This is a genomic window from Capnocytophaga canis, assembly GCF_000827555.1.
Classification (GTDB): domain Bacteria; phylum Bacteroidota; class Bacteroidia; order Flavobacteriales; family Flavobacteriaceae; genus Capnocytophaga; species Capnocytophaga canis.
The window spans coordinates 109,562-126,903 of the sequence record NZ_CDOI01000195.1; the positions used below are offsets into that span (position 1 = coordinate 109,562).

Consider the following 17,342-nt stretch of genomic DNA (forward strand, 5'->3'; position numbering starts at 1 on the left):
ACAAAAGGTAAATACATGCAGGGGCGTAGTCTATACGCCCTTGTATGATTTATTGAGGTTATTGATTTTTAAGGCTTATAAAATGTTTCGACATCAGGGAAAGAAAAGGACTCCAAAAAATAATCTGCAAATAGCGGTAGTATTATCTTTCGTTGCAGGGGTCGTAAATGTTGTTGGATTTCTATTTTTAGGGAAATTGACAACTAACGTAACGGGGCATTTTGCACTCTTTATGTACGACGTTTTTATTATGGAATTTTGGAAAGGAACTCTCTATTTATTATATATTCTTTCATTTCTAATGGGTTCATTTACATCGGGTTACTTAATAGAAACAGCAAATTTTTACAAAAAACACAATATTTTTTTAGCTCCAACCATTGTTGAGTGCTTTTTGTTATTTACAGCGATGGTTCTCAACTATTTTATCACTGATTTTTCGAATGATGTGACAGCCTTTATTCTGCTGTTTGCAATGGGTGTACAAAACTCTTTCGTTACGAAAATATCAAATTCAGTGGTACGAACTACTCACCTAACGGGACTTTTCACAGACTTGGGTATCGAACTTTCACAGTGGATTTATCTGAGTAAAAATAAACACAAAAATCAGCTAAAAAACTTAAAATCAACTATTAAACTTCGATTATTTATCATTACCTTTTTCTTTTTAGGAGGATTATCCGGAGGTTTTTTCTTCGTTAAGATGAAGATGAATCTATACGCTCTTACCATTGCTATAGCATTACTTTTGGGAGGTTTGTTCTATGACGACTTCCGATTTATGTATTTGACTAAAAAACGAAAATATGAAAGTAATTTCAAACGAAAAAAATTTAGACGTTCTCTACGAAGACAATCATTTAATCATCATCAATAAACGAGCAGGAGACATCGTTCAAGGCGATAAAACTGGCGACACTCCACTCAGTGAAATTGTGAAATCATATCTCAAAGAGAAATACCATAAACCTGGAGAGGTTTTCCTTGGTGTGGTACATCGTTTAGATAGACCCACTACAGGAATTGTAGTTTTTGCAAAAACTTCAAAGGCTCTTTCAAGGCTCAATACCCTATTTGCTAATAAGACTGCTGTTGAAAAAACATATTGGACAATGACTGATAACTGTCCGACCGAAAGCGAGGGAACCTTAGTTCATTGGCTTACGCGAAACTCGGAGAAAAATAAATCCACAGCCCATTCAAAAGAAGTTAAAGATAGTAAAAAGTCTATTTTACATTACAAAGTGTTAGAAAAACTAACCAATTACTATCTGTTGGAAATTCAATTAATTACAGGAAGACATCATCAAATTAGAACACAATTAGCTGCTGTAGATTGCTTTATTAAGGGTGATTTAAAATACGGAGCCAGACGTTCAAATGCAGATGGTAGTATTCATTTACACGCTCGAAAATTGAGTTTTATTCATCCTGTAAAAAAGGAAAAAATCGAAATCATCGCTCCCCTACCCGATGAGCCTCTGTGGCAAAAATTGACCGTAATTCGGTAAAATATTTCCAGAAAATTTTAACTACAGAACAGCCTAAATTACTATATTTGCGGTAAATTTACTATGACAGCAAATACAATGGAAAGAATCAGCGTATTCGATATGTTAAAAATAGGGATAGGCCCCTCAAGTTCACATACCTTAGGCCCTTGGAGAGCTTCTGAGGCATTTGTTAAAGAATTGAAAGACAAAAATTTTTTACATAAAACCTTTGAAGTTCGAGTAGATTTATATGGTTCATTGTCCTTAACTGGAAAAGGACATGCTACGGACTTAGCTGTGATGTTAGGGCTTAGTGGTGCTGACCCTGAGTATGTCCCTATTGAAAGTTTAGAAGTCATCATCAATGCCATCAATAGGAATCAGGAACTTTGCTTAGGGAATGAGTCAATTATTAAATTCAGTCCTTCAGAAAATATTGTTTTTAACAAAAACTTCTTACCTTTCCATGCCAATGGAATTTCTTTTACCGCAAAAGGCAATGATTTTGAATATAATTCTACTTTTTATTCTATAGGAGGAGGTTTTATTATCAAAGAAAACGAAGAAAGCGACAATAATACAGGAAAAGTTGTCCGAAATTTTCCTTTTCCAATTGAAAAAGCTACCGAATTGCTAGAATATTGTCATAGAGAAAACAAAAAAATCTCAGAAATTGTTTTCGAAAATGAAAAATCTATACGTTCAGAAGCCGAAATTGATAGCGAACTATTGCGTATTTGGAATACAATGCTTGAATGTGCCTACATAGGTTGCCACACTGAGGGGATACTGCCTGGAGGGCTAAACGTTCGTCGTCGTGCTTATGATATTCATAAAAATTTGATTGGGGTGGTAACATATCACAATCCACAAGATTGGTTGCTTTCTATCAAAAAAACGAATGTTAAATTCCGTGAAATATTGAAATGGGTAAGCTGTTTTTCACTGGCTGTCAATGAAGTAAATGCCTCATTGGGTCGCGTGGTTACAGCTCCAACTAACGGAAGTGCGGGTGTAATTCCCGCTGTATTGCTCTATTATTTAACTATTGAAAATCATGAGGCTTCCAATGAGCAAATCAAGCAATTTTTGTTAGTAGCGGGTGAAATAGGTAGTTTATTTAAAAAGGGAGCTACTATTTCTGCTGCGATGGGAGGTTGTCAAGCTGAAATTGGCGTTTCATCAGCAATGGCGGCAGGAGCTTTATGTGAGTTGATGGGAGGTACGCCAGACCAGGTGCTTATAGCTGCTGAAATTGCCATGGAACACCATTTAGGACTTACCTGTGATCCCATCGGAGGTTTGGTGCAAGTGCCTTGTATTGAAAGAAATGCCATGGGAGCTATCAAAGCAATTAACGCGGCTGAACTCGCTATCGAAACAGACCCCAAAAATGCGAAAGTCCCTATTGATAAAGTAATTAGCACTATGTGGGAAACCGCCAAGGATATGAATCATAAATATAAAGAAACTTCGGAAGGAGGGTTAGCTGTGGCTGTTAGTTTAGCCGACTGTTAGTTTGAGAATGTTCTTTGAAGATGTTGAAAAGAGTAAAAAAGGGAAAATTAGAGTATCCCTTGAAAAATATTTATTAAATCACTCCCGTCCAAAAGTTTTTGATTTTTGGACGTTTTTTATGTAACTCATCGGTTTTAGACAGTAAAAACCTTTGTAGGATAAAAATGAGAAATAAACATTTAAACAATTAATTATTAATTGTTTGTGTTGTATATTTGTCTAATTAAAAGCTCCAAAAGCCTATCCGTTACGACCTTTGATTCTTACAATGTAGAAAGACGCAATCGAAAAGATTCTTTTAAAGCAAAAATGGCTACCATTATATTGCGTTTTTCATCACCCCACATCATTAAAAAGGACTTTCCACTTCGGGCGAAAAACCTTGCAATGGATTAGTACTCTTCAAAATGTTACTCATCGGAATGTGAAGCAACCATCTATCGGCTATAAAACTCTGCAGATACAGGTGAAAGATTCTGTCCTAAGTTTACCGAAATGAAATACTTTCATTTCTATTACTTTCGGAAATCAACCATCAATTGGAAAAACACAGAGTCGTCATTCATGAAAGTATGAAAGTAGATACAAGTATACGCAAAGTTGGTTTTATTCGAAAAAACCGAAATCTTTTGAAATCTCCTAAGATCGAAAAGAAGATGAATTGTCCGAGGGAAAAGTTGAAAAACAAAAGATTTTTTAAATAAATTACTAAAAATGTAGTAGACAATTGAGATAGATAACTCAAAAAAAGAGGCGGGTAAAATCAATCCGAAAAAAAGGGAAAAACGATAAAAAGTACACTTTTAAATTTTCAAAAACACATGTAAAAAATCATTCGAATACGGAAATATAGGGATTAAATGGTTCTTGCAAAGGTCTCAATAATTTAGTAAAAAAATAGGGTCTAAGAAATAACTATTAGAACCAATCTTCTAAAAAAGTCTATTTTTTGTCCATTACACCCAAAAACATAACAAAAATCATGTTTTTCACTTCTTTTTTTTCATAAATTTGGCACATGTAATCATAAAAATTAACACTATATGCTAAAAAAATTATCAACTACACTTATGCTGACATTTTTAGCTTTACCGCTAATAGCACAAGTGAAAGTAACTGGAAAAGTTACTGATGAGATGAATAGCCCTTTACCAGGAGCTAATGTTATGATAAAAGGGACTAAGAGTGGCGTGGTTTCCGATTTTGATGGAAATTACGAAATTCAAGTGCAACAGGGCGATGTACTTGAATTTAGTTTTATTGGTTTTAAGACGCAATCCAAAAAAGTAATGGACGAAAGTGTTAAAAACCTGATTATCAATGTAATTCTTGAAGAGGAGACACAACAGCTTGATGATGTAGTGGTAATTGGATACGGAACACAGAAGAAAGAGAACTTAACAGGAGCCGTGTCGCAAGTGAAGATGGCGGAGGTTTTAGGTGATCGTCCCGTAGTTAATACATCTAGTGCTTTACAAGGAGCTGTTGCAGGATTACAAGTAACGAGAAATCCTACCCCTGGGCAAAATGGCAATACCCTCCAAATACGAGGAAATCTATCCATTAACGGAGGAGGTCCTCTTGTGCTGATAGATAACGTACCTGGTGATATAGGCTCACTCAATCCAGAGGATATTGAGTCAGTTACCGTGTTAAAAGATGCTGCTTCGTCTGCCATTTATGGAGCTCGTGCAGCGGGAGGTGTAGTACTCATAACCACCAAACGACCTTCTTCAGGTACTAAATTTCAATTCAATTACAATTACAACATTGGTTTTGAAAAATCAATTAATAAACCTAAACAAGCTTCTCTATATGAATATTTTGAGGCATATCAAGAAGCAGGTTTTCCTAACGCATATTGGGCAAATTCACAGGATGTTACCAAATGGGTACAATATTTAAAAGAATACCGAGAAAACCCATCTAAATTCAATATCATTGGTGATGGTATTTATGTAGATCCCAGCGGAATTCCTTATTATTTACACGAAAAAGACTTATATGACAATATATTAAGTACAGGACTTTTGCAGACGCATAATGTATCTGTTTCGGGAGGGACTGACAAGTTACGTTATCGTATGTCTGGAGGATACAATCACGAAGATGGCCCTTTGATTACCGATAAAGATTCCTACAAACGTAAAAATTTAGGAGCATTTATTTCAGCGGATATTGCTAATTGGTTTACTCAAGAGGTTGATGTAAGATATTCTGAGTCCCAAAAAACGAATCCGCAAGGAGCTCATCTTTATAGCCTTCGATTGATTTCGTATTATCCAGAAGGAAATTTTCCCGCAAGTGTTAATATTGGCTCAAATAAAGACCTGCCTTTAATTACACCGCGTAACTCTATTTTAGGAAATAACACATCAGTAAACAATGGGGGTACAACGCGTATCTTTTCAAAATCTATATTTAAGCCTTTTGAAGGATTTACAGGAATTTTTGAATATACTTTCAATAAAACAGATAACAGACATAGCCATTTTTCTAACAAGTGGATACATACCTCTATACAAGGAGGCGAAACGTCTTCTCCAACAAAAGATGTATATCGGAAAGATTATAGTTTTACTAATTACAATTCTGTAAATGCTTACGGAACCTATACAAAAGATATTCTAAAAAATCATTTTAGTTTGATGGCAGGATTTTCTCAAGAATCAAGTTATTATGAGATAGTACGCAGTACCGCTGAAAGTCAGAATGTACCAACTGTACCTTCCTTTGGCGGTGCTACCGAGAATTTTGTGATAACCGATGGATATTCAGAATATACTATCCGAAGTGGTTTTTTCCGATTCAACTACAATTATGATAGAAAGTATTTACTTGAAATCAACGGACGTTATGATGGCTCTTCAAAATTCCCTAAAAATTCTCGTTTTGGTTTTTTCCCTTCTGCATCACTAGGTTGGCAGGTAAGTCGTGAAAATTTTATGGCTTTTTCCGAAAACTGGCTTAATGAGTTTAAGTTACGTGCTTCGTGGGGACAAATTGGAAATCAGAACATTAATCCTTATCAGTATTCTCCAACATTGGGAGTTTATAAGTCAAATGAATGGTCAGAAAACTTCGATAGAATTACAGCTATGGGGTTGCCTAGTTTGGTTAGTAATTCTTTTACTTGGGAAACGGTTACTTCCATTAACTTCGGGGCAGATTTTGGATTTTTTAATAATCGATTAAGAGCTACTTTTGATATTTTTCAGAGAGACACTAAAGATATGCTGACAGAAGGTGTTGTGCAATTACCTGCGGTTGTTGGTATCGCTGCACCTAGTCAAAATTCGGCAACTATGCATGCTAAAGGTTGGGAATTTGAGATCAATTGGAAAGACAAAATAGGTGACTTTGGGTATCGTATAGGAGTTAATTTATTCGATAATCAGTCGAAACTTACTAAATTTGAGACTAATAAATCACGAGTTCTTTTTAACGGAAAAGGAGAGGCTTTATGGTATGAAGGACGTGATTTTGGTGAAATTTGGGGCTATGTAGCCGACGGATACTACTCAGTTGATGATTTTGCAGATGTTAACAGTTGGAAGTTGAAAGATGGGGTAACCTCTGTTAAAAATGTGAATGTACGTCCTGGTGATATGAAGTTTAGAAATTTACGTGATGACGAACACGCTACTAACCGAATTGATAATGGTAAAAATACGGCTGACGATCCTGGAGATATGAAAGTGATAGGAAACAGTTCTTTACGCTATCAGTATTCGGCTAATTTTGGTGTTAATTACAAAGGGTTTGACTTGAATGTAATGTTGCAAGGTATAGGCAAACGCGATGTTTGGATAGGTGGACAGGCAATATTTCCGTTTGCCCCAGATGGGCAATTCAATCCATTGTTTTATAATCAAACCGATTATTGGAGAGCTAAAAGCTACGACCCTTCAAATCCTGACTATATGGTTGCGGTAAACCCTAATGCTACCTATTACAGAATTTACGGGCAAGGAGGAAACGCAGGACATAACAGACGTACTTCGGATAAGTTCTTACAAGATGCCTCGTATCTTCGCATCAAAAATATTACTTTATCATACGCTTTCCAAAAACCAGTTCTCGAAATTTTAAATGTTTCTCAACTTCGCTTTTTTATAGGGGTAGAGAATTTGGCTACTTTCAGCTCTTTACCAAAAGGAATTGACCCAGAACGAATCAATTGGGGATATCCTTTTTCACGGATTGTTTCCTTCGGAGGAAGTTTAACTTTTTAAAATCAGTACAAAAATGAAAAATCTACTTAAAACTATAATAATCGTAGGGTCTTTATTTTCAGTAGGATGTAATGATGATTTTCTTGAAAAACACCCACTTGATAAACCTACAGAGGCTAATGCTTTCAAAAATTTTGATAATTTTAAAGCATTTGCTTATCCGCTTTATGGATTATTTCCTGGAGGGAATAATTATCACGCAGACCGCTATGCAGGATACCTTACACACAAAGGAGTAAGTGCTCAAAATCCGTATGCTTGGCAAACCATTGGTGATGCCGTTTCTGGAAATGGTTGGGATTTCGGTCACATTCGTCGTGCCAATATGCTTCTTGCTAATATTGACAAATCTGAGATGACTCAAGATGAGAAGAATTATTGGAGAGCTGTGGGGTATTTTTTCCATTCTTACAAGTATATGGAACTAGTAAACCGATTTGGAGATGTACCTTGGGTAGAAACAGTATTGAATGAAGATTCTCCTGAAGCATTCGGTCCACGAACTCCTAGGAAAGAAGTTACAGACAAGATTTTGGAGCGATTAAAATGGGCAGAACAACACATAGGAGGTGCCAAGTCGGGAAAGAATACCATATCTCAAGATGTGGTTCGAGTGGTACTCTCTCGCTTTGCTCTACGTGAGGCTACTTGGCGCAAATACCACAATTTAGGAGATTATGAAAAATATCTTGAAGAATGTGTTCGCGTTTCTGAAGTTTTGATGAAATCATATCCTGCATTATACACAGGTACTGATGGACAGGTTGCTGCAGGTTATGGTGAACTTTGGACAAGCCCTTCACTAGAAGGAGTTCCTGGAGTGATTTTGCGAAAGGAATATTTTGATCACTCTTATTTCCGTCATAACGATAGTTATTTAGAACATACCTCTTCGCATTTCATAGAAATGCCACAACATACTGTGGATATGTATTTAACCAAAGACGGATTACCTATTCATAATGCTGCCAATACGCTCTATGCTGGAGATAAAACTCCTTATGAAACTTTCAGAAATAGAGATCCTAGATTATACCATACCGTAATACCTCCTTATAAAGTCTTGGCAAGAAGCCCAAAAGCTGGGGAAGAGGGTGGTTCTGGTTGGACATATACCAACAATCCTGCGGATAGGGAATATATTGATATTATGAAACCGAATATTACAAAAAGCAATCCAGGTGAAGGCATGAAACGCCTACCTGCACAAAACTGGAGTGCATCCTTAGTGCCCACTATTCCTAATTTTGTTGGAGGAGTTGGGGCTAAAGGGTTTGTTTCTTGTCGTTCAGGTTATTACGTATGGAAAAATTATAGTGGCTGGGAAAAAAGCTTTAACAATGGTGCCCTAAATACTTCTGATAAACCCATTTTTAAAATTGAAGAAGTACTGCTCAATTATGCTGAAGCAAAATTTGAATTAGGTGCTTTCAATCAAGATGTAGCAGACCGCTCCATAAATAGGTTGCGTGACAGAGCTTCTGTGGGTAGAATGATTGTAGCTAATGTTGATGATTCATTTGACCCACAAAGAGATAAAACGGTTGATCCTGTGCTTTGGGAAATCCGTAGAGAACGTATCATTGAACTTATGGGTGAAGGATTTGGGTTTGATGATGTACGTCGTTGGAAAAAGGCAGACTGGTTCGTTAATAAACAGGCTTATGGAATGTGGATTAAAAAATCTACTCTTGTTGGTAAAGAAGGTCCCACTGCCATAGTAGATTTGAATTCTGGACACGCAAATCCCGCTGCTACAGAAGGTTATCGTTATTTGTATAATGACCCTGTAAAGGACGGGAAAGGCTGGTTAGATAAATATTACTTATATGAGGTACCATCGAATGAAATATTGCTTAACCCTGCATTAAAACCTAATAATCCAGGTTATGAAAAATAATTTTTTATCGAGGAGTTAGTTCTTTTAGAAGAAACTCTGATATGAAAAAATGTATTAAAGAGAAGAAGCTGTCCGAGACTTTTCGGACAGTTTTTTATTTGGTGTTTTTCCTTAAAATTTTGTAATTTTAGGCTGTGAAAAAAACAACCGATGGCAAAGATACAATTTAAAATATTGCCAAGTATAATTTCAGAAAATTACACGAAAAAATTAGAAATGTAGCCTAAAACAGGGAAAAATCTATATTGTTTCCAAAAACAATCTGAAAAATGTTACTTCAAAGTGAAAAATAGATTTTTCTTGGTAAAATGTAGTTTATGCCTTTTCTATGAAAAAAACAAAGAAGCTACCCTCTTCGGACAGCTTCTTTTAGTATGTTGAAAATCAGTGTAATCCTTATTTTATAGTTCTTCGGTAGTATGATGGTTATTTAGAGTATTAATATCTGCTGTAAGTTCTTCAGGATCAATCATAAATGAAGTTATACGTTCATTAGATGTTATGATGTACGTGAACTCCCTATTATTCAATCGCCACACTTGTACTGGAAATTTCATCATTTCCGAAGCACCATCAGCATAATTAACCTGCAATAAAATAGGCATTGGAACACCTCCTTTTTTTTCGAACGTTACTTCGTAAAAATATGTAGGTTGCGGAGCCGTTGACTGTTGCTCCAACGACCGATTATCGGCAACATAATCTCCTAAGGGAATTGATAATTCATATGGATGTTTGTCGAAATTCTCTTTTTTATAAGCAGCATCTCCTTTGGAAACAACATGCACTAAAGGCTGTAAGTCCGTAATTTTCATGTTTCGCTCTTTTAACATTGCCTTCAATTTGTCGTTTGGCGTATCCGATACTTGGTACAGTTTTACAGATTTAATACCCAAATCGACATACTCAGTAGAGTAAAACCATGTTCTCCAAAACCAGTCTAATTCAACACCTGAAGCATCACTCATAGTTCTAAAAAAATCTTCGGGTGTAGGGTGTTTGAATTTCCAACGATTAGCATATGTTTTAAAAGCAAAATCAAACAATTCAGGTCCCATAATTACTTCTCGCAAAAGAGCAAATCCTGCAGCTGGTTTGCCATACGCATTCTCTCCTAATCTAGTAACTTCCTCTGGATTAGACATTACTGGCTCCAAGTAAGTTGGGTCACCTGACATATATTTCACAATCTGTTTGGCAAATCCACGTTTGCTTGGATACCTTTTATAAGGAGCAATGTCCTCAGGATATTGCTCCCCGTAGGACTGTTCAGCAAAGTATTGCAAATAGGTATTCATTCCTTCATCCATCCACCCCCATTGACGCTCGTCTGAATTTACAACCATGGGAAAAAAGTTATGTCCCACCTCATGAGTGATTACACTTATCATTCCAAATTTAGTATCCATTGAGGTGGATCCTTCTGAATTTGGACGACCATAGTTCCAACAAATCATTGGATATTCCATTCCTTGATCTTCAGCACTAATAGACACTGCTTTCGGATACGGATAGTCAAACGTAAATTTTGAGTATGTTTTGAGCGTATGAGCTACCACCTTAGTTGAATACTGTTCCCATAAGGGATTTGCTTCCTTCGGATAAAGTGATAAAGCCATTACCTTCTTATTACCTATTTTTACTGCCATAGCATCGTAAATAAATTTACGAGAACTTGAAAACGCAAAATCACGCACGTTTGATGCTTTGAAACGCCATGTCTTTTTTGCAGTTTCTTTTTTGTTTTCTTTAGCCTCAGCTTCGGCTTGGGTCACAATTACGACAGGTTTCTCAAATGATCTTTCAGCCAAGGCATATCGCTCTAACATCTTAGGGGAGAATACCTCTTTCCGGTTTTGCAATTCACCTGTGGCCTCGACAATATGATCTGCAGGAACTGTAATGGAAACATCATAATTTCCAAAATTCAAGGCGAATTCGGCATTGCCCCAAAACTGTTCATTTTGCCAACCTTCCACATCGTTATAGACCGCCATACGTGGAAAAAACTGGGCGATTACATATAAGCAATTATCATCTTTTGGAAAATATTCATAACCAGCTCTTCCTCCATTTTTTTGATAATTATTGATCTGATACCACCATTTCACTGAAAAAGAAACTTTAGTTCCCGATGCCAAAGGTTGTTTTAAATCCACTCGCATCATCGTTTCATTGATGGTGTACGCCAACTCTTTACCAGTAGCATCCTTGACCCATTCAATATGGTAACCTCCCTCAAAAGGTACTGCCATAAAAGTTTCAGCAAATCGTTGAGGTTCATAAGCCACATCCATAAATTTGCTATTTCGTTTTTTGGTTGGAGCTTCTGGTAAACGCTTGTTTTGATCCAACTGTAACCACAAATAATCTAATGTCTCCGGAGAATTGTTATGATAAGTAATAGTCTGTTCACCATACAATTTTTGTGTTTGATCATCTATTTCTATTTTCATCACGTAATCAGCCTGTTGTTGATAATAGGCCACTCCTGGAGCCCCAGAAGCCGTTCTATACTGATTTGGAGTAGCAAACTCCTGATACATTCTCCTAAAAGGATTTATCATCCCTCGATCTATTTTTTTTGAGGATATATCTTCCACAGATTTCTCTTGTGAAAACATCACTATGGAACAAAAAAACAGAAAAAAAGTAAGTTTATTCATTGTTAGTATCCCATTTATATTTTCATTATTCGTATTATGCCTCACAACTACTGCAATTCACAAAATTCATCATCATCTCCTTAGCAACCGATTGACTTCGTTGGTAGTACAATGTTTTCACACCCAGTTTCCATGCCTCAATCAGCACCTTATTCACATCTTTGATTGGCATAATAGCAGGAATGTTCAAGTTCAAACTTTGTGTTTGGTCAATATAAGCCTGACGCTGAGCTGCTTGGGTAATGATTTCCATTGGAGATATTTCCTTGAAAGTTTTAAATACATTTTTCTCATGCTGGGTTAGTTCTTGCAAATGCTGAACCGAACCGTGATTTAAGCGAATACTTCTCCAAATATCTTCATTATTCAATCCCTTTTCATCAAGCAAGGCAGTTAGGTATTTATTTTTACGCATAAAATTTCCTTTTGCCAATCCTACTTTGTAGTAATTACTTGAATAAGGCTCAATCCCCGGCGAAACTTGTCCTAAAATGGCAGAACTTGATGTAGTAGGAGCGATTGCCATAGTGGTAGTATTTCTACGCCCATAGCCTTTCAAAAGCTCAGGCTCACCATAGATATGTGCCAATTCTCTGGTAGCTTTATCCGCCTCTTCCTTAATATGTTTGAAAGCACGAGCATTAAATTGTGTTGCTTCAAAACTTTCAAACGGAATCATATTTTTCTGTAAATAAGAATGATACCCTAATACACCTAATCCCAGCGCTCGGTGGCGGATGGCAAAATTTCTCGCTGCCTGTAAGTAGTAATTTCCTTCTGTTTTTTCAATGAATTCCGACAAAACAGCATCTAAGAAGAAAATAGCTAATTTCACAGCTTTAGTATCTTTCCATTCGTCAAATAATTCCAAATTCATTGATGACAAACAGCAAATGAACGATTCATCAAAGCTGGATGGCAACATAATTTCACTACATAAATTACTTGATCGGATGAGCATATTATGATCTTTGTAGACCTGAGGACGATTTCTATTCACATTGTCTGTAAAGAAAATGTATGGGAGTCCTTTCTGTTGACGTGATTCCAATACTCTTGCCCATAATTTGCGTTTCTCAAGGTCGCCATCAATCATTTCTTGCATCCAATAATCTGGTACACAAATACCAAAAAACAGATTCTGAATCGGAAAATTAACATCTTTAATTTGCAAAAACTCCTCTGCATCAGGGTGGTCAATATCTAAATAAGCAGCGAAAGCTCCACGGCGAACGCCTCCTTGCGAAACCACATCCATAGCCGAATCAAAAAGCTTCATGAAACTCACCGCGCCACTTGATTTTCCATTGTCGGTAACAGCAGAACCACGATGACGCAACTCCCCGAAATAGCCCGATGTTCCACCTCCGATTTTAGTCTGCATGATTACCTCACCTAATTTGTGCGTAATCCCCTCAATACTATCAGGTACATGTACATTGAAACACGAAATTGGCAAACCACGTTCAGTTCCCATATTTGCCCAAATGGGTGATGAAAAACTAATCCATCCTTTGGTAATCATCTCTTTAAAGGCAGGTTGTAATTCAGGTTTGTAAAGCCTACGAGCCGCTGCATGAGTGATGCGATCAATTGCTCCTTCAACGGTTTCTCCTTTTAACAAATACCCTCTGTTTAAAATCTGCTCGGATTCTTCATTGAGCCACCAAATGTTTTGTTCTTCGTTCATAATGATTGTTTAGTTTTTTCCTTAATTTTACTTAGGGAATGATTATTTATTATTAAGTTAAATAGTTAATTTTCAAGTAGATAAAATAAAAGAAAAATATATACGGAGTCATGGTATATCTATTTCTCGAATGCAAAATAAAGGCATAATTTTCAAATATAATAATGAAAAACGAATATGTTTTCAACAGGATTTTAACAACGAAAAGCAACTGTTGCCATATCAATAGGTTAAGATTTTTTGTCCCTTATTTAAAGTTAAAATATTTTTGTGTTCTATTTTTATGAACAATTTGTTGATATTAATTTCAAAAAAATATATGTTTATTCGAATAAAATATATAACTTTGCAACGTGTGTGCATGTTGTATGCGTTTTTATAGGTAAGTAATTGATAATTAAGAAAGCACCTTTTACAAATAATGAATATTCTTCGCATTGAAAGAAAAAATATTTTAGATTCTATTTTCAAAGGAAAAGACATTTTGATATTTTTCCGATTGAGGTTTGTTGAGAAATCACAAGAACAACCTCGAAGAAAAAGGTTATTGCCTTTGCGTATTTAATTTTCTATACTGATTTTATCCCTTTTTTGATTTTAACACACCGAAAAAAATAGTTATTTAATCAAAAAAAAAATTAACCTAATATAAAAAATCAATATAAATGAAAAATAAATACATCGACTTAATAGACCAAACTTACTATTTTCCACAAGAAGAATTCAGATTAGAAGGAGACGAACTTCGTTTTCACGATATTGACTTAATGGAGCTGGTTCGTACATACGGAGCCCCGTTAAAATTTATGTATTTGCCTCGAATTTCAGAAAATATCCAACGAGCCAAATCGTGGTTTCAAAAAGCGATAAAAAAACATAAATATAAAGGAAATTACAACTATTGCTATTGCACAAAAAGTTCTCATTTCAAGCATGTTATGGTCGAAGCTTTGAAGAACGATATCCACATGGAAACTTCTTCGGCTTTTGATATAGACATCATCAACAACTTGATTCAGGAAGGACGAATCACAAAAGAAAACCATATCATTTGCAATGGGTTCAAACGCAATGGATACATTGATGGCATCGCTGACTTAGTAAATCGTGGATTTGACAGGTGTATACCAATCATAGACAACTACGAGGAAATCAATCTTTTCGATAAGAAAATCAACGGAAAATACAATATAGGCATTCGTATTGCCTCAGAGGAAGATCCTCGTTCTGAGTTCTACACCAGTCGTTTGGGAATCGGCTACAAAAACATTGTCCCTTTTTACAACCGTGAGATAAAAGATAATGAAAAAGTTACATTAAAAATGTTACATTTTTTCATTAATACAGGAATCAAGGATAATGCTTACTATTGGAACGAGCTTCTGAAATGTTTGAAAGTATATATTCAATTGAAGAAAGTAGCTCCTGAGTTAGACAGCCTGAACATTGGAGGCGGTTTCCCTATCAAAAGTTCATTAGCTTTTGAGTACGACTACGCATATATGGTCGATGAAATCATTCGTCAGATAAAAATTGCTTGTGACCAGGAAAAAGTGCCTGTACCAAACATTTTTACCGAATTTGGAAGTTTCACAGTGGGAGAAGCTGGAGGGGCAATTTATGAAATCATGTACCAAAAGCAACAAAACGACCGTGAAAAATGGAATATGATAAACTCTTCATTTATCACAACCTTGCCTGATTCATGGGCTATTAACAAACGTTTTGTGCTACTGCCTATCAATCGATGGAATGACGAATACGAACGCGTTCTATTGGGAGGATTGACCTGCGATGGTGATGACTACTACAATAGTGAACAAAACATGAACGCTATTTATTTACCTAAATATAACAAAAACAAACCGTTATACATTGGATTTTTCAATACAGGAGCTTATCAAGACACTATTGGAGGTGTAGGTGGGTTGCAACACTGTCTGATTCCACAACCTAAAATCATACTTATTGACAAAGACGAAGAAGGAAAAATCTCTTCCCGCCTGTTTATGGAACAACAAAAAGCGGAAGATATGCTAAAAATATTAGGATATTAGGCAAAAACACCTACATTTTAAGGCTTTGATAAGGGAACGAGGTGCAAAGCCAAATGAAAAATATTACGCATGAACAATTTTATAGTATCAGCCAGAAAATATCGTCCGCAAACGTTTCGCGATGTGGTGGGGCAACAAGCCATTACCGATACGTTGACCAATGCTATTGAAAATAATCACTTAGCACAGGCACTTCTATTCACAGGGCCTCGTGGAGTGGGAAAGACAACTTGTGCCAGAATTTTAGCAAAGAAAATTAATGAACAATATTCCGGTACTCAAGATGATAACGATTTTGCGTTCAATATTTTTGAGTTGGACGCAGCTTCAAACAACAGCGTGGACGACATCCGTAAACTGATAGAGCAAGTGCGTATCCCGCCACAAGTGGGAAAATATAAAGTGTATATCATCGACGAGGTGCATATGCTTTCGACTGCTGCTTTTAACGCGTTTTTAAAAACTTTAGAAGAGCCTCCAAAACACGCTATTTTCATCTTAGCAACCACGGAAAAACACAAAATCATTCCCACAATTCTTTCTCGATGCCAAATATTTGATTTTAAAAGAATTACAGTAAACGACGCTCGTGAATATTTAAAATATATAGCTGGAGAACAAGGGATTGAGGCTGAAGATGAGGCTCTTCAAATAATCGCTCAAAAGGCGGATGGAGCCATGCGTGATGCTCTTTCTATTTTTGACCGAGTAGTAAGTTTCTCGGGGGATAGAATAACACGTCAGGCAACTTCTGAGATTTTGAACGTTTTGGACTATGAAACATACTTTAACGTAACAGATCTTATTTTAAAGAACAAACTCCCTGATTTATTGGTAACTTTCAACAATATCATAGCACAAGGCTTTGACGGACATCATTTCATCTCAGGACTTGCGAGTCATTTCAGAGATTTAATGGTATGTAAAAACATGTCTACGATTTCACTAATGGAAATGGGAGAAGAAACCAAACGAAAATACGCACAACAGACACAACAGGCAAGTGTTCCTTTTCTGATGGAAGCCATTACTATCGCCAACGATTGTGATTTAAAATATAGAACTAGTAAAAATCAGCGACTTTTGGTTGAGATTGCTCTAATGCAATTGGCTTCATTGACCTTTGAAGGAGATAAAAAAAAAATGATGGACGCTTCATAATCCCAGCTCATATTTTCAATGGAAACACTCCCGAAAAGGATAATAGTGTAGTATCCAAGCAGATAACTAATAAATCAACAACACTTCCTGTACAGGAACAGATTCCTTCCATCAGTGCCGAAGCAAGGAAGGAGGTAGTGTCGAACTACTCCATCAAAAGTGTTGTAGTCAAGCAAGAGGTATTGCGAAATTTCAAGGAAGAAGAAATCGACGAAGCCTCTTTACCTCGTGAAAAATTCACTGAAAAAGAGTTTTTTGATAGCTTTAACGCATACGTTGAAACCTTAAAAGCCCAAGGAGAACGCATTCAAGCATCGACTTTAGAAATGGGAGAACCGACTCTGCATGGAACTGTTCTTGATTTACAAGTTCCAAACAAAACGATTCGTGATGAGGTTCATCGTGAAGAAGCTAAGTTATTGGGTTTTCTACGCAAATCACTTAGTAATTATGACATCTCATTAAACATCATTGAAAATGAAGAAATTATACATAAAATACGTGTAACTCCAGACGAAAAATTTGCCCGTTTGGTGGAATTAAACCCTCTATTACAGGATTTCAAAAGGACATTGGATTTGAAGTTAGTTTTTTAAATAAGAGTATTTTATTCCGTGTT

At 36.1% G+C, this 17,342-nt stretch carries 10 protein-coding genes; 8 read left to right on the forward strand and 2 right to left on the reverse strand.

What is annotated here, in order from left to right; all coding sequences use genetic code 11:
- The first annotated feature begins 82 nt into the window (after positions 1-82).
- From CCAND38_RS10570 to CCAND38_RS10590, 5 genes are all read left to right on the forward strand, one after another.
- Entirely contained in the window at positions 83-880 is a 798-nt protein-coding gene (locus tag CCAND38_RS10570; RefSeq protein WP_042008127.1) for a YoaK family protein, read from the forward strand.
- Entirely contained in the window at positions 810-1,514 is a 705-nt protein-coding gene (locus tag CCAND38_RS10575) for an RluA family pseudouridine synthase (RefSeq protein ID WP_042345311.1), read from the forward strand. Before CCAND38_RS10570 ends, CCAND38_RS10575 begins: the two co-directional genes overlap by 71 nt.
- A 78-nt stretch (positions 1,515-1,592) precedes the next feature.
- A complete protein-coding gene (locus CCAND38_RS10580) occupies positions 1,593-3,014 on the forward strand; it encodes an L-serine ammonia-lyase (protein WP_042008171.1) in 1,422 nt (473 codons plus the stop codon).
- 1,043 nt (positions 3,015-4,057) lie between these two features.
- Positions 4,058-7,249, forward strand: a complete 3,192-nt coding sequence (locus CCAND38_RS10585; protein ID WP_042345313.1) for a SusC/RagA family TonB-linked outer membrane protein — start codon at positions 4,058-4,060, stop codon at positions 7,247-7,249.
- Positions 7,250-7,262: 13 nt separating this feature from the next.
- Positions 7,263-9,149 carry a RagB/SusD family nutrient uptake outer membrane protein gene (locus CCAND38_RS10590; RefSeq protein ID WP_042345315.1) on the forward strand — a complete coding sequence of 629 codons (1,887 nt, stop codon included), beginning with the start codon at positions 7,263-7,265 and terminating at the stop codon, positions 9,147-9,149.
- Positions 9,150-9,550: 401 nt separating this feature from the next.
- Here CCAND38_RS10590 and CCAND38_RS10595 read toward each other — a convergent pair whose 3' ends face one another.
- Together CCAND38_RS10595 and CCAND38_RS10600 are read right to left on the reverse strand one after the other, a co-directional pair.
- A complete protein-coding gene (locus CCAND38_RS10595; protein ID WP_231550032.1) occupies positions 9,551-11,716 on the reverse strand; it encodes a M1 family metallopeptidase in 2,166 nt (721 codons plus the stop codon).
- Between the two features lie 133 nt (positions 11,717-11,849).
- Positions 11,850-13,505 (reverse strand): ribonucleoside-diphosphate reductase subunit alpha, encoded by a 1,656-nt coding sequence (locus CCAND38_RS10600; RefSeq protein WP_042008132.1) that lies wholly within the window; start codon positions 13,503-13,505, stop codon positions 11,850-11,852.
- Between the two features lie 665 nt (positions 13,506-14,170).
- Here CCAND38_RS10600 and CCAND38_RS10605 point away from each other — a divergent pair.
- The 3 genes from CCAND38_RS10605 (at position 14,171) to CCAND38_RS10615 (ending at position 17,319) form a co-directional block, all read left to right on the forward strand.
- Positions 14,171-15,562, forward strand: coding sequence for a type III PLP-dependent enzyme domain-containing protein (locus CCAND38_RS10605; RefSeq protein WP_042345317.1), 1,392 nt, complete (start codon positions 14,171-14,173; stop codon positions 15,560-15,562).
- Positions 15,563-15,631: 69 nt separating this feature from the next.
- Positions 15,632-16,723 (forward strand): DNA polymerase III subunit gamma/tau, encoded by a 1,092-nt coding sequence (gene dnaX, locus CCAND38_RS10610; protein ID WP_042008136.1) that lies wholly within the window; start codon positions 15,632-15,634, stop codon positions 16,721-16,723.
- Between the two features lie 137 nt (positions 16,724-16,860).
- Entirely contained in the window at positions 16,861-17,319 is a 459-nt protein-coding gene (locus CCAND38_RS10615; protein ID WP_042345319.1) for a DUF8439 domain-containing protein, read from the forward strand.
- Positions 17,320-17,342: the final 23 nt, after the last annotated feature.

What these genes read in the sequence shown, in the direction of transcription:
- CCAND38_RS10590 (WP_042345315.1), top strand. Translation starts at nt 7,263, where the DNA reads ATGAAAAATCTACTTAAAACTATAATAATCGTAGGGTCTTTATTTTCA.
- CCAND38_RS10600 (WP_042008132.1), bottom strand. Translation starts at nt 13,505, where the DNA reads ATGAACGAAGAACAAAACATTTGGTGGCTCAATGAAGAATCCGAGCAG.
- CCAND38_RS10575 (WP_042345311.1), top strand. Translation starts at nt 810, where the DNA reads ATGAAAGTAATTTCAAACGAAAAAAATTTAGACGTTCTCTACGAAGAC.
- CCAND38_RS10585 (WP_042345313.1), top strand. Translation starts at nt 4,058, where the DNA reads ATGCTAAAAAAATTATCAACTACACTTATGCTGACATTTTTAGCTTTA.
- CCAND38_RS10605 (WP_042345317.1), top strand. Translation starts at nt 14,171, where the DNA reads ATGAAAAATAAATACATCGACTTAATAGACCAAACTTACTATTTTCCA.
- CCAND38_RS10570 (WP_042008127.1), top strand. Translation starts at nt 83, where the DNA reads ATGTTTCGACATCAGGGAAAGAAAAGGACTCCAAAAAATAATCTGCAA.
- dnaX (WP_042008136.1), top strand. Translation starts at nt 15,632, where the DNA reads ATGAACAATTTTATAGTATCAGCCAGAAAATATCGTCCGCAAACGTTT.
- CCAND38_RS10595 (WP_231550032.1), bottom strand. Translation starts at nt 11,716, where the DNA reads ATGATAAATCCTTTTAGGAGAATGTATCAGGAGTTTGCTACTCCAAAT.
- CCAND38_RS10580 (WP_042008171.1), top strand. Translation starts at nt 1,593, where the DNA reads ATGGAAAGAATCAGCGTATTCGATATGTTAAAAATAGGGATAGGCCCC.